The organism is Bifidobacterium jacchi, assembly GCF_009078285.1.
Lineage (GTDB): Bacteria > Actinomycetota > Actinomycetes > Actinomycetales > Bifidobacteriaceae > Bifidobacterium > Bifidobacterium jacchi.
The window spans coordinates 1-15,008 of the sequence record NZ_RQSP01000018.1 but is presented as its reverse complement, the minus strand read 5'-3'; the positions used below and the strand labels follow the sequence as shown (position 1 = coordinate 15,008).

Here is a 15,008-nt window from a genome sequence, read left to right as displayed (position 1 = left end):
GGCGGCATGTCGTTGAGCATGTCATTGAGATGCTCGCAGCGGTCCGACTCGTCCGGCAGCGGTTTGACATCAGTCGCATTGCATTCGCGGGATGATCTGCCCACCGCGTGAGATCGGCACGTTGCCGTTGCGCACGATGTAGTTCGGGCGATTCTTGGACTCAAGATAGGTTCTCGCCAGATACTGGCCGATGATGCCCAGACACATGAGCTGCAGACCGCCGATGAACGTGACGATGCAAGTCAGCGACGGCCATCCCGCCACCGGGTCGCCGAACGCCGCCGCGCGCACGGCGATGAAGCAGGTGGCGACGAAGGCGATCATGCACAATATGAGCCCGATGTATGAGGCGACGCGCAGCGGGGCCGTCGAGCAGGAGACGAGCCCGTCAAGTGCGTACTTCGCAAGCTTCATGAAACTCCAGTTGGTTCGACCGGCCGCACGCGGCACATTCGGATACTCGATCCACGCCGTCCTGAACCCCACCCATGCGAACAGACCCTTGGAAAACCGGTTGCGTTCCGGCAGGGAAGTGACCGCATCGACCACTCGGCGACGCATCAGACGGAAGTCGCGGGCACCATCCGGCACCTCGACAGGCGAGAGCGCGTTCATGATCCGATAGAACAGTCTTGAGAACAGCGACCGAATCGGCGGTTCGCCCTTGCGCGTGACGCGACGGGTGCCCACGCAGTCGATGCCGGCATCATCATCCAGCATGCGCGCCATACGGATCAGCATGGAGGGCGGATCCTGAAGATCGGCATCCATGACCGCCACAAGATCGCCCGTCGCCGCGTCCAACCCGGCGAGCAGCGCGCTTTCCTTGCCAAAATTGCGCGACAGCGACAGCCAGCGTATCGCGAACGACCACTGCTGCGATCGCGCCTCCTGCTCTATCAGTGTGGCGGTGCGATCAGTTGAGCCGTCGTCCACGAGCACCAGTTCGAGACGCGTTCCGGGCCAACGCTCACGCAGATCCCGGGATGTTTGAGCAATGGCCGGCAACAGTAGTGGCATGCATGCCTCCTCGTTGTGGCATGGAACCACAATGGATACCGTCTGATTGCCGACCATAGCTATTCCTCGTCAATGATGAATGAATGATGCTGACCCCTGACCAAATTAGGCGGGGGGGGGGACATGCGGTCCTATGCTGCTGTGATGGTCGGGTAGCCGAACGAATCGGCGGTGCGTCTTTTGGCGAGGTTCACAGTGAGGCGTGCGCAGTCGAATGCAGACTCGTGTTGCGGAAATAATGGTCGAGCTGCGGGTGCTCGAGCCCTGGAGCACGGTATCTGCGCCGTGTGTCCGCCAGTCGCTCGATGGGGATGCATGGCAATGCGAGCACAGGGTGGTCAAGGGCTTTGGCGAAGAAAGACGCCACATCATCAGCAAGTCGGTCGCGGGAGGCGGAATCCGCCAATCGTGCCTTGGTGACCTCCACCACATCCCAATGGCGTGCGCGAAGCCAGCTGCGCTTCTCCTTGTCCCGTTCGGCCTGACGGACATCGGTCATGTGAAACGATCCGTCATACTCCAGAACGGTCATCAGCTCGGTATACGCCATGTCCACGGACCATGGGGTGACTCGGTCCGATGCAATATCTACGTTGACTTCGGCGGAACCCAGTCCACGGCAGGCGAGCGCGATTCGTGTCCGCGTCTCGTATGAGGAATCTGTGTTCTCACGCATCAAGGGCAGTGCCCTGATGAGTTTTCGCTTGCCTGAGAAGGCCGAGCTATGGGCGAGAAATTCGACAATGCGAGCTTTATCGGTGTGCTTTTGCGCGCCTCTTCTCATCATGCAGTCGCCCAATACCACCAGTTCAAGCACGGAAAGCACCGCCGCCATCTGCGCGAGTGCGAGTTCCGGGGCGACCACATTGAAATAAGCCGATGCTGACTGGGAATGTTCCGCGAGCATGGTTTCGTCTGCGAGATGCACTACGGCTCCGGAAATGATGTGACGTTGTTGATGCGTTCCAACGGCAAGGTGGATGGCATGCGGATCGAATCGCTTTTCGTAACGTTCGGGTAGCTCGATGCCTAGGAGTTTCAGCGCCGATGTATGGCTGGCCGTCGGCGGCGCCCCCACGCGCCTGGCGAGCTGGGTGAGACGCGCGTGTTCTGCGGCGTATTGTTCGGAAAGCTGCTTTTCCGCAATAAAAGGGCGGCGTGCCTCAGTCGGAGACACCTCACTCGGAGGCGCATACGAATACGCAATGACGTTGTCTGCATCGAACATGGCCGTCAGCCCTTTCTGGCGGATGGTGATTATTGTAAGAATACAGTGATCGTGGACCATTTCTTGCAGTTGTGTGTACCAAGACCTCGGCGAAGTCGTAGCGTGAGGCCCGCAGTCTCGTGAAAAATGGCTGATTTCCAAGGATCTGCCTTTTACCTGACAGCGGCTCTAGAAAGATGCACTACACACAACTGCAAGATACATGCGAATATATGCGTGGTAAGGTGCTGGACCGCACTTTGATGCGCCGGGATTGTGGTCAGAGACGCGACTTTGGTGCAGAATCGTGGTGTCGCACTCGAAGGAGCGAGTTGAGTCTGGGCATTGAGTCTGGGCAGTGAGTCTGGGGACGACCGTCTTGCACGTGCGGCCGCGTATCATTGGTTCGGCAACGTTGTTGGCAGACGCTGATAGACGATGACAGACGTTGATAGACGCTGAGCCGTTGATGGACATTGACGGACGCAGGAAGGTGGCCCCTTGGCTGAAAGCGGTGATGGTGAAATCGCCCTGCGACTCGCCGCGTGGTGGGAGGCGAATGCCCGCGATCTGCCGTGGAGGTTCGGTCGCGCCGACGCATGGGGCGTGCTGGTGAGCGAGGTGATGAGCCAGCAGACGCAGATGAGCCGCGTCGTACCCTACTGGCTCGCATGGATGCGCGTATGGCCGACGCCCTCGGCGCTCGCGGACGCCACGCCGGCCGAGGTCATCACCGCATGGGGGCGGCTTGGATACCCGCGCAGGGCGCTGCGGCTTCAGGAGTGCGCGCGTGTGGTGCGCGACCGCTACGGCGATGAGCTGCCGCACACCTACGACGAGCTGATCGCGCTTCCCGGGGTAGGCGATTACACGGCGAGCGCGGTGATGAGCTTCGCGTTCGGCGGGCGCGTGGCGGTGATCGATACGAATATCCGGCGTGTGCTGTCTCGCGTGTTTCTCGGTGTCGAGTCGCACGGGGGAGCGGCTAGCGCGGCCGAGCGAGATCTTGCGAATCGCATGCTGCCGGCCGATGCGGCGGATTCGGTCGTCTGGAACGAGTCGGTGATGGAGCTGGGCGCGGTGGTCTGCACGGCGAAGAGCCCGTTGTGCGACCATTGCCCGGTGGCTGATGACTGTGCGTTTCTTGCCGCAGGTCGTCCCGGCTTGGGCGAGCGCCGCACAAGGCCGCGGCAGCGGTTTTCGGGCACTGACCGGCAGGTGCGCGGACTGGTGCTTGACGCGTTGCGGCGGCTGGACGCGGGGGAGCACACGCTGTCTCGGGCGGCGGTCGAATCGCTGTGGGAGGATCGCGTGCAGCTGGATCGCTGTGTGGCGTCGTTGGATGACGATGGGCTGATCGAATTGCTGCCCGACGGCGCGGTGCGGCTGCCGCGCTGATTGCCGCGGCCGGGCGGTGTTGTTCGCTGGTGTGGCCAAGACGCGGGCGAGGCGCGGCTGCGTAGGCATGTGGCGGCCGGGCGGCGGTATGTGATTTCGTGGAGCGGCGCGCTTTCGGGGATGTTGCGTATAGACTGGATGGTTATGGTGGTGCAGCGCAGGTCGGGACGGTCGTCCGGTTCGTTTGATGGTTCGCATGGCGGGTATGGTCAGCGTCCCCGTCAGGAGCGTCCCCGGCGATCGGGCGGGGCCGGCTCACGCAACGGCCGGCAGTCCGGTGGCAGGCGCCCGATCAGCAAGCGGCAGCGGGCGATCTATCGTCGTCGCCGGATTGTGGTGGGGATTGCGCTGCTGCTGGTGCTCGCGCTGATCTCGTTTTGCGTCTACAGCCTGTGGCAGGGTTTTTCGGCCGTGGCGCGAACCGTGAACCATGCGAACGTCTATGCGCTGGATCGCACGTCGGTGCCCGAGCCGAAGGCGACGAGCGGCGTTGGCCAGTGCGACGAGTCGAACGTGCATCTGGAGCTGAGCGCGAAGGCGACGACGATTCCGGTCGGTGGTTCCGCGCAGTTCACGGCCACGATCGTGCATGACGGCACCGGCAGCTGTCTGGTTGATGATTCCACGTCGTCGCTGGTGATGACGGTCACGTCCGGCAATGATGTGGTGTATCGATCGGATGTGTGCGAGGCGGATCCGCATGAGCTGCTTATGGCGCAGGGCGACAAGCGCGCCGATGAGCGGACGTGGAATGCGAATCGCACGGGTGCGAAGTGCGTCGCCGACGCGCAGCTGTCCAAGGTCGATCGCGGATCGTATGCGGTGACGATCGCGCTCAAGGATCATCCCAAGGTGGTCAGCGACCCGGTGACGATTTCCGTGCAGTGAGACGGTTGCCTGACTGTCGCGGTTGCGTCGCCTTGCGGTCTGTCGTGTCGCCTTGCGACACGTGAAGACACGCCGTATTGCGCTGTGTTCAGCATTTTGCTAAAATACGGAATTTGCGTATATGCATGTCATATAGCGGGCATGCTGACAATGACGGAGCGCCCGCACCAAGGCATATGGCGGCCTGAAGGCGCTTGTCGGGGAACCACTATCGAACGAAACACAAGCGAACGATAAGGAACGTCCATTGGCTACCAAGGCTACGACGAGTACCACTACCATCATCGCGCGCGCCGACCAGCATGACATCGATCTGCACAAGGCGTCGGACCGCGTGAACTTCGGCTCCATCCGCGAGCCCATCGATGTACCCTACCTGCTGGGGGTGCAGACCGACAGCTTCGATTGGCTGATCGGCTCGGACCGCTGGAAGAAGCGCGTCGAGGAGGACGAGGCGAACGGCACCAACACCGTGCCCCACGTCTCCGGTCTCGATGAGGTCTTCCAGGAGATCTCCCCGATCGAGAACTTCGCGCAGACCATGTCGCTGACCTTCTCGGACCCGTACTTCGAGGAGCCGCGCCACACCGTGCAGGAGTGCAAGGACAAGGACTACACCTACTCCGCGCCGCTGTACGTGAACGCCGAGTTCGAAAACGGCGACACCGGCGAGATCAAGTCGCAGACCGTGTTCATGGGCGACTTCCCGCTGCAGACCCCGCACGGCACGTTCATCATCGGCGGCACCGAGCGAGTGATCGTCTCCCAGCTCGTGCGTTCCCCGGGCGTCTACTTCGACCGCACGCAGGACCGCACCTCCGACAAGGAGGTCTTCGGCGCGAAGATCATTCCGTCGCGTGGCGCCTGGCTTGAGTTCGAGATCGACAAGCGCGATGTGCTCGGTGTGCGCGTCGACCGCAAGCGCAAGCAGTCCGCGATCGTCTTCCTCATGGCCATCGGCATGACCAAGCCGGAGATCCGTCAGGCGTTTCAGGGCTATCCGCTGGTGCTCGACGCGCTCGACAAGGAGCAGATCGACACCCAGGAGGACGCGCTGACCGATCTGTACCGTAAGATCCGTCCGTCCGACACCGCCACCCCGGAGGCCGGCCGCAACCTGCTCGACTCCTTCTACTTCAACACCAAGCGCTACGATCTGGCGCGCGTCGGCCGCTACAAGATCGACCGCAAACTCGGCCTTGAGAAGGGCATCAGCGAGCGTTCCCTGTCGCGTGAGGACATCATCGCCACGATCAAGTATCTCGTCACGCTGCACGCCGGCGAATCGACCTTCCCCGGCAAGCGCAACGGCGAGGACGTCAACCTGCGTGTCGAGACCGATGATATCGATCACTTCGGCAACCGCCGCATCCGTCAGGTCGGCGAGCTGATCCAGAACCAGCTGCGTACCGGTCTGTCCCGCATGGAGCGCGTCGTGCGCGAGCGCATGACCACGCAGGATCCCGAGGCGATCACCCCGCAGTCGCTGATCAACATCCGCCCGGTGAACGCCACCATCAAGGAGTTCTTCGGCACCTCGCAGCTGAGCCAGTTCATGGATCAGAACAACCCGCTGGCCGGCGTTACCAACAAGCGTCGTCTCTCCGCCCTCGGCCCCGGCGGCCTGTCGCGCGACCGCGCTTCGATGGAGGTGCGCGACGTGCACGCATCCCACTTCGGCCGCATGTGCCCGATCGAATCCCCTGAAGGCCCGAACATCGGTCTGATCGGCTCGCTGGCGACCTTCGGCCGCATCAACCCGTTCGGCTTCATCGAAACCCCGTACCGCCGCGTGGTCGACGGCCAGGTCACGAACGACGTGGACTACATGACCGCCGATCAGGAAGCGGACCACGTCATCGCGCAGGTCAATCAGCAGCTCGACTCCGAAGGCCGTTTCAAGACCGATCAGGCGCTTGCGCGAGCCAACGAGGAGGAGGCCGTCGATGTGCCGGTCAGCTCCGTCGACTACATGGACGTCTCCCCGCGCCAGATGGTGTCGGTCGGCGCCTCGCTGATCCCGTTCCTTGAGCACGACGAGGGCCACCGAGCGCTGATGGGCACCAACATGCAGCGTCAGGCCGTCCCGCTGGTCGAATCCGAGCGCCCGCTCGTGGGCACCGGCTCCGAATGGCGAGTCGCCTACGATTCCGGTGATGTGATCATCTCCGAGAAGCCGGGCGTGGTGACCTACGTGTCCGCCGACATCATCCGCGTGATGAACGACGACGGCACCCAGTCGAGCTACCGTCTCGCCAAGTTCCAGCGTTCCAACCAGACCACCTGCTACAACCAGCGTCCGATCGTCCACAGCGGCGAGCGCGTCGAGACCGGCACCGTGATGGCCGACGGCCCCGCCATCCAGAAGGGCGATCTGGCCCTCGGCAAGAACCTGCTCATCGCGTTCATGCCGTGGAACGGCTACAACTACGAGGACGCCGTGATCATCTCCCAGCGACTCGTGCAGGACGACACGCTCTCCTCCATCCACATCGAGGAGTACGAGATCGACGCCCGCGAGACCAAGCTGGGCGCCGAGGAGATCACCCGCGATCTGCCGAACGTCGGCGAGGACGCGGTGGCCAATCTCGACGAGCGCGGCATCATCCGCATCGGCGCCGAGGTCGAGGCCGGCGACATCCTCGTCGGCAAGGTCACGCCGAAGGGCGAGACCGAGCTGACCCCGGAGGAGCGCCTGCTGCGCGCCATCTTCGGCGAGAAGTCCCGCGAGGTGCGCGACACCTCGCTGCGCGTGCCCCACGGCGAGACCGGAACCGTCATCGGCATCAAGGAGATCACCCGCGAGGATGCCGAGGAGGACGGCGACGAGCTGCCCAACGGCGTCAACCAGATGATCCGCGTCTACATCGCCCAGCACCGCAAGATCACCGTCGGCGACAAGCTTTCCGGACGCCACGGCAACAAGGGCTGCATCTCGCGCATCCTGCCCGAGGAGGACATGCCGTTCCTTGCCGACGGCACCCCGGTCGACATCATGCTCAACCCCTTGGGCGTGCCTTCGCGAATGAACCTCGGCCAGGTGCTCGAGCTGCACCTCGGCTGGATCGCGCACTCCGGCTGGGACATCAGCCTCGACCCCGATCTTGAGGCCGAGTGGAAGAAGTACGTGCCCTCCGGCGCCGAGAAGGGCGAGCCGAACACCCCGGTCGCGACCCCGGTGTTCGACGGCGTGCGTCCCGATGTCATCAAGGGTCTGCTCAAGTCCACCCTGCCCAACCGCGACGGCGACAAGCTGGTCGGCGAGGACGGCAAGGCGACGCTGTTCGACGGTCGTACCGGCGAGCCGTACCCCAAGCAGATCTCCGTCGGCTACATGTACATGCTCAAGCTGCATCACCTGGTCGACGACAAGATCCACGCGCGTTCCACCGGCCCGTACTCGATGATCACCCAGCAGCCGCTGGGCGGCAAGGCGCAGTTCGGCGGACAGCGCTTCGGCGAGATGGAGGTGTGGGCCCTCGAAGCCTACGGCGCCGCCTACACGCTGCACGAGATGATGACCACCAAGTCCGATGACGTGGATGGCCGCGTGCGCGTCTATGGCGCGATCGTCAAGGGCGACAACCTGCCGCCGGCCGGCATCCCCGAATCCTTCAAGGTGCTGCTCAAGGAAATGCAGTCCCTGTCCCTGAACGTCGAGGTGCTCAACGCCGAGGGCGTGGCCATCGACATGAAGGACGAGGACGACGACAGCTCCAGCTCCGACGACCTCGGGTTCAACATCGGCGCCCGCCCCGACGCGGCCGCCAAGGAGGACCAGAAGGTTCCGGAGCCCCAATACCAGTGATTCCGACGGTCGTCGCCGTATGAGTCGCAGCCGCCTACCGCCTCTGGGAGGGGCGCGGCCCGCGGCACGGCGACGGCCGGATCTCAACCGTTTCGAGAACAATCAATAGAACAGGACATACAGAGTGCTGGACGTCAACGCATTTGACAAACTCAGGATCGGTCTGGCCACCGCGGACGACATCCGCGGCTGGAGCTACGGCGAGGTCAAGAAGCCGGAGACCATCAACTATCGAACCCTCAAGCCCGAGAAGGACGGTCTGTTCGGCGAGCAGATCTTCGGACCCACCCGCGACTGGGAGTGCGCCTGCGGCAAGTACAAGCGCGTGCGCTTCAAGGGCATCGTGTGCGAGCGATGCGGCGTCGAGGTGACGCGCAGCCGCGTGCGTCGTGAGCGCATGGGCCACATCGAACTCGCCGCCCCCGTGACCCACATCTGGTTCTTCAAGGGCGTGCCGAGCCGACTGGGCTACCTGCTCGACATCGCGCCGAAGGATCTGGAGAAGGTCATCTACTTCGCCGCCTACATGGTCACCAAGGTCGACGAGGAGCAGCGCCATCAGGATCTGCCCGACCTGCAGGACGAGTTCGACACCGAAGTCGCCAACATGGGCAAGCGTCGCGACAACGAGATCAACGAACGCGCCAAGAAGGTCGAGGCCGATCTGGCCCAGCTCGAATCCGACGGCGACGCGAAGGGCTCGGCCAAGGCCAAGCTGCGCGCCAGCGCGGAACGCGACATGAAGGCCATCCGTCAGCGCTACGATGACCAGATTCAGCGTCTCAACGCCGTTTTCGACCGTTTCAAGGGCCTCAAGCCCGGCGACATGGAAGGCGACGTCGATCTGTGGCGTGAGATGGAGGATCGCTACGGCGACTACTTCGAGGGCTGCATGGGTGCCGAGGCCATCAAGAAGCGTCTGGAGGACTTCGATCTCGAAGCCGCCTCCAAGGAGCTTCGCGAGGAGATCGACACCGGCTCCGGCCAGCGCAAGGCCCGCGCCCTCAAGCGGCTCAAGGTCGTCAACGCGTTCCTGACCACCGGCAACAAGCCGTCGGCCATGGTGCTTGACGTCATTCCCGTCATTCCGCCGGATCTGCGCCCGATGGTCCAGCTCGACGGCGGCCGTTTCGCGACCTCCGACCTCAACGATCTGTACCGTCGAGTCATCAACCGCAACAACCGACTCAAGCGACTCATCGAGCTTGGCGCCCCTGAGATCATGCTCAACAACGAGAAGCGCATGCTTCAGGAGGCCGTCGACTCGCTGTTCGACAATGGCCGCCGCGGTCGTCCGGTCACCGGCGCCTCCAACCGCCCGCTCAAGTCCCTTTCGGACATGCTCAAGGGCAAGCAGGGCCGCTTCCGCCAGAACCTGCTCGGCAAGCGAGTCGACTACTCCGGCCGTTCCGTGATCGTCGTCGGCCCGTCGCTGCGCATGCACCAGTGCGGTCTGCCCAAGCCGATGGCCCTCGAGCTGTTCAAGCCGTTCGTCATCAAGCGTCTTGTCGACCTCAACTTCGCGCAGAACATGAAGTCCGCCAAGCGTCTGGTGGACCGCGGCGACTCCGAGGTGTGGGGCGTGCTCGAGGAGGTCATCTCCGAGCATCCCGTGCTGCTCAACCGCGCGCCTACGCTGCACAGGCTCGGCATTCAGGCGTTCGAGCCGATCCTCGTCGAAGGCAAGGCCATCCACCTGCCGCCGCTCGCCTGCTCGGCGTTCAACGCCGACTTCGACGGCGACCAGATGGCCGTGCACCTTCCGCTGTCCGCCGAGGCGCAGGCTGAGGCGCGTTCGCTGATGCTCGCCTCCGACAACATCCTCAAGCCCGCCGACGGCCACGTCGTGTCCATGCCGTCGCAGGACATGATCCTTGGTCTGTACTATCTGACCACCGTCATGGAGGGTGCCAAGGGCCAGGGCCGCGTGTTCTCCTCGTACGCCGAGGCTCAGATGGCGCTCGACCTGCACGAGATCGACATGCAGGCCAAGGTGCTCATCCGACTGCCCAAGGACTTCATACTGCCGAAGGGATGGGAGCCGAGCGAAGTCAAGGTCGTCGATCCCGAGCCGGGCAGCCCTGACGTGGTGCGTGAGGAGCGGTTCAAGGACGGCACCGTGCTGTTCGCGACCTCGATGGGCCGCATCCTGTTCAACGGCACCCTGCCCACCGATTACCCGTTCGTCAACGAGCAGGCGCCGAAGAAGCGTCTGTCGAAGATCGTCGACGACATCGCCACGCGCTATCCGACCGCGCAGGTGTCCGCCACGCTGGACGCCCTCAAGGATCTCGGCTTCACGCGCGCTCCGTGGTCCGGCGTGACCTTCGCGTTCTCCGACGTCGTCGAGCCGCCGGAACGCAAGGATCTCGTCGCCGAATCCGAGGCTCAGGTCGCCAAGATCAACCAGAAGTACGACATGGGCTTCTTCACCGAGGAGGAGCGTCGCCAGGCGATCATCGACGAGTGGACCAAGTGCGGCGAGCGCGTTTCCGACGCGGTCGTGGAGCACTTCGATCCGACCAACAACCTCGCCATCATCGTCCAGTCCGGTGCACGAGGCAACATGACCCAGATCAACCAGATCGCCGGCATCCGTGGCCTCGTGAACAACCCGAAGGGCGAGATCATTCCTCGACCGGTCGAGTCGAACTACCGTCAGGGCCTGTCGGTTCTGGAATACTTCATCTCCGAGCACGGCGCCCGCAAGGGTCTGGCCGATACCGCACTGAAGACCGCGGAGTCGGGCTACCTGACCCGTCGTCTGGTGGACGTCTCACAGGACGTGATCGTGCGCGAGGAGGACTGCGGCACCAAGCGCGGTCTGACGCTGCGCGTCGCCGATCGTGACGCCGACGGCAACCTCGTGCTCGTCAAGGCGGCCGACGGTGGTCCGTACTCGCGTCTGCTCGCGGCCGACGTGATCGATCCGGCCGACGGCAAGACCGTGCTGTACAAGCGTGACGACGCCCTCTCGATGGACGTGCTGCGCGATCTGGTCGCGCACGGAGTCGAAGAGGTCAAGGCGCGTTCCGTGCTCACCTGCGAATCCAAGCGCGGCGTGTGCGCCAAGTGCTACGGCTGGTCGTTGGCCACCAACAAGCTGGTGGACGTCGGCGAGGCCGTCGGCATCGTCGCGGCACAGTCGATCGGCGAGCCTGGTACCCAGCTGACGCTGCGTTCGTTCCACTCCGGTGGCGTCGCCGCGGCATCCGATATCACCCAGGGTCTTCCGCGTGTCACCGAGCTTTTCGAGGCCCGCACCCCGAAGGGCGAGGCGCCGATCGCCGAATACGCCGGTACGATCAAGACCGAAGCCGAAGGTGACCACGTCTATCAGATGACGCTTACGCCCGACGATTCGACCATCGAGCCGAAGGTGTACACCGTGACCCGTCGCGCTCCGCTGCTCGTTCGCGACGGCGACCATGTCGAGGCCGGCACCAAGCTGACCGAAGGCTCCGTCGACCCGAAGGCCATTCTGCGCATCCGTGGCGCGCGTGCCGCCCAGACGAACATCGTCGAGGAAGTGCACACCGTGTACCGTTCGCAGGGCGTTGACATCCACGACAAGCACATCGAGGTCATCGTCCATCAGATGCTGCGCCGCATCACCGTGATCGACTCCGGCGACACCGACCTGCTGCCGGGCGAACTCGTCGATCAGGCGCGCTTCAAGGAGGCCAACAAGGCGGTCATCGCCAAGGGCGGACGTCCCGCCGCCGGCCGCCCGGAGCTCATGGGCATCACCAAGGCCTCGCTGGCCACCGACTCGTGGCTGTCCGCAGCCTCCTTCCAGGAGACGACGCGCGTGCTCACCGAGGCGGCGCTCAGCCAGAAGATCGACGATCTCAAGGGCCTCAAGGAGAACGTCATCATCGGTAAGCTCATCCCGGCCGGTACGGGTCTCGCCCGCTACCGCAACGCCGTGGTCGAGCCCGACAAGGCGATCCGCGACACCATCTACCCGAACTTCGGTCTGGGCGGCGATACGGATACCGACTTCTCCGATGCGGACCTGTCCGACGTGGACTTCTCCAGCCTCGACTTCGGCGACATGAAGCTCGGCGGCGACTTCAATCCCGACGACTATCTCAACGATGAAGGCGGCTCCGACGATCTGGGCTCGGTTGATCTGAGCGCGCTCGACGGGCTGTCCGATTCGGCCGATGGCGCTGGTGATCACGCTGGTGATCACGCTTCCGATGGCGCTGCCGATCATGCAGGTGCCGCGGATGCCGCTGATTCCAGTGATGCCGATGCAAACGATGACATCGCTGGTGCTGCTGGCGACGACGGTAATGCCAGGGATGCAGACGACGCAGGCGAAGCGGATTCGCAGCAGTGAGTCTGCCTCGCGCATGCCCGCTTGTCGGGTAGTGCGCTGAAACTGCTTGACAACTTCGATAGCAGTGATCGATGAGGTCCGATGATCGGTCAAGATCATCGGACCTCATCTGTATGTATGGCAACACAAATACTGCTGCTTGTCGCGGCTCCGGCATGAGGTCGGGAAGACGGTTCTTGGCATCTTGCATGCGTCTTCGGCTGTATTGATGTCTGCGGTCAGTGCACTGCATGCGCGGCCGAACGGGGCAATGGTGGGGGAAGCGCCACGCGGCAGACCAGCGTATATCGATGCATCGTAAGTCAGTGCAGCGTACCGCAGCGTACCGCAGCGTACCGCAGCGTACCGCAGTGTACCGCAGCGCAGCGTACCGCGCGCAATGAAGGAACGCAATACGGGAACGGATGTGTTTCGACACAAAAAATGTGCTATGACAGTACTATGAGCGTTTTACCATATCCTCCCGCGCCGGAATTCGGCTGGTACGCGGATGACAACACCGTCGCCGGCAGCGAAACGGCCGCCGTTGCGAACGCCACGACTACTACCTCCACTGTTCAGGCTGAAGCGCAGCCTGCCGCACAATCGTATGCGCAGTCCGCCGCTCAGCCCGCAACGCAACCCGCGCCCGCCCAGCAGCCGTTGGCTCAGGCGCAGCCGGTGCAGACGATCACGCCGCAGCATGAGGCATCGGAAGATGACATCGAGGATTGGGACAGCACGGTTCTCTCGTCGTCGTTCACCAGCAAGCCGAAGAAGGTGTACGGTCTGCACAACGCCTCCACGGGTCAGGACATCATCCTTGACGTCAGCGTGCTGCTTGGTCGCAAGCCTTCCGAAGCAGTGCCCGAGGGTGCCAAAGCGGTCCGCCTTGAAGACCCGACGCGCACGATCTCGCGCAATCACGCCGCCATCAGCTTCGATGCCGACGGCACGCTGTGGATCGAGGACTACGGTTCCCTCAACGGCACGTACATCATTCGTGACAATGAGGAGACCAAGGTCGAAAAGGGCACACCGGTCAAGCTTGAGGCACCCGCCACGGTGCGTATCGGCGACCAGTTCTTCGAACTCACCGAGCGTAGCTAACCGCGGCATAACGCGTAGCTGATCAATGGCATTTGTCCGCAATTGGTGGGCTGTGGCGAGTTTACCGCAGCGTCGGGCAACGGCAGTTCATGGCAGCATCTGACTGCGCGGGAGCTGATGGCAGCATCGCAGATGCGGAGTTCTGGCACCCGCGCCGAGTCACTCCGCCAATGGCCTCGTGCGTTGCGTGATGTGTGTTTATAGAGCGTTTCGCGCGTAAGTGAATGTGTATGTCCCGGGATTCGCTTCGCGGAGCGCTCTTTCCCGGTTGCATGGCTGTGGGAACGTGAGGATTCTGCCGGTATGGCGGCTTGTGATCCGTTATGCGTCGCGGGGTGGCGACGTGATGTGTGTGGCGCAGCTGTGTGGTGCAGCCGCGCGATTGAATAATCGGGCTTTTTAGATCGCGTGGCTGTGTGTTTTGCCATGTGTTCCGCCACGGTATTGCGTGTAAGCGGTTACCTGGTGTTGCGTGTGTGGTTTTGCAGCCATGCGACAACGTGTAACCGTTCACATTGCGTCGCATGACTGCGTGTTCTGCCGTGTGTTTCGCCATGCGACGTGGTGTGATCGTTTTACATGCGGTTGTGTGGCTGTGGATTTGACTAGTGGGGTGGTTCACGACCGGTCCACATGAGGGTGCATGGCAGGGTGTGTAGCCGCGCGCGAGCTGAGGAACGACTTTTTGGGCGATGCATGGCTGGCTGGTTGCCCGTAGGGCGGGGCTCATTGATGCAGGCTGGGATGTGGGTTGTTTTTTGAGTTGTATCTTGCAGTTGTGTGTACCACCGGCTGGAAATCGGTGGAGGCTGGGCGTCTTCCGTTGTGCTGTTGGTGTCGTGTAATGGCGGAATTGCAGTGATCGTGGGTTTCTTGTCTGAAAGCCTTGCTGGCATGTGTACGGCTGGTGGTACACACAACTGCGAAATATGCTCCAAGGCAGGCGTGTTTGGCTGAAACGAGCCTGTTGGTTTGTGTCGGTCGGTGTCGTTTCTGCTGTGTTGCGTGTCGCGGAGGGCCGCTGCCATGGTCGTATGTCGTGGATGCTTCTGTGCCGTGGCTGGATGGGTGTCGCGTTGTTCATCCGTGTCGATAGTGTGCATGGGGCGTATGTTGTTTTGGCATCGTGTGCATGGAACGTATGTGTAGGGGGTTGAAACCTGTGATTCGTGTACGTGGTATGCACACGATCGTGTAAATGTACGTTGCGTGCACATGATGGGATTGGCTTTACATACGTGGTATGCACA

Annotated in this window: 7 protein-coding genes; 5 read left to right on the top strand and 2 right to left on the bottom strand. The window is 62.7% G+C overall.

The window, feature by feature from the left end; all coding sequences use genetic code 11:
- Positions 1-69: 69 nt before the first annotated feature.
- Both EHS19_RS06065 and EHS19_RS06060 read right to left on the bottom strand, forming a co-directional pair.
- Complete coding sequence (locus tag EHS19_RS06065; protein ID WP_151916892.1) at positions 70-1,077, bottom strand: glycosyltransferase family 2 protein; 1,008 nt, start codon at positions 1,075-1,077, stop codon at positions 70-72.
- Positions 1,078-1,210: 133 nt separating this feature from the next.
- Positions 1,211-2,248 (bottom strand): hypothetical protein, encoded by a 1,038-nt coding sequence (locus tag EHS19_RS06060; RefSeq protein WP_151916891.1) that lies wholly within the window; start codon positions 2,246-2,248, stop codon positions 1,211-1,213.
- Between the two features lie 480 nt (positions 2,249-2,728).
- Between EHS19_RS06060 and EHS19_RS06055 the strand changes: the two genes are divergently transcribed.
- From EHS19_RS06055 to EHS19_RS06035, 5 genes are all read left to right on the top strand, one after another.
- A complete protein-coding gene (locus EHS19_RS06055; RefSeq protein ID WP_241677114.1) occupies positions 2,729-3,625 on the top strand; it encodes an HhH-GPD family protein in 897 nt (298 codons plus the stop codon).
- 138 nt (positions 3,626-3,763) lie between these two features.
- Positions 3,764-4,513: a hypothetical protein gene (locus EHS19_RS06050; protein WP_151916890.1), complete on the top strand. Its 750-nt coding sequence runs from the start codon at positions 3,764-3,766 to the stop codon at positions 4,511-4,513.
- Positions 4,514-4,760: 247 nt separating this feature from the next.
- Positions 4,761-8,321 (top strand): DNA-directed RNA polymerase subunit beta, encoded by a 3,561-nt coding sequence (gene rpoB, locus EHS19_RS06045; protein ID WP_151916889.1) that lies wholly within the window; start codon positions 4,761-4,763, stop codon positions 8,319-8,321.
- A gap of 124 nt (positions 8,322-8,445) precedes the next feature.
- Positions 8,446-12,669: a DNA-directed RNA polymerase subunit beta' gene (locus EHS19_RS06040; protein WP_151916888.1), complete on the top strand. Its 4,224-nt coding sequence runs from the start codon at positions 8,446-8,448 to the stop codon at positions 12,667-12,669.
- 441 nt (positions 12,670-13,110) lie between these two features.
- Positions 13,111-13,758 carry an FHA domain-containing protein gene (locus EHS19_RS06035; protein ID WP_151916887.1) on the top strand — a complete coding sequence of 216 codons (648 nt, stop codon included), beginning with the start codon at positions 13,111-13,113 and terminating at the stop codon, positions 13,756-13,758.
- The last annotated feature ends 1,250 nt before the right edge of the window (positions 13,759-15,008 follow it).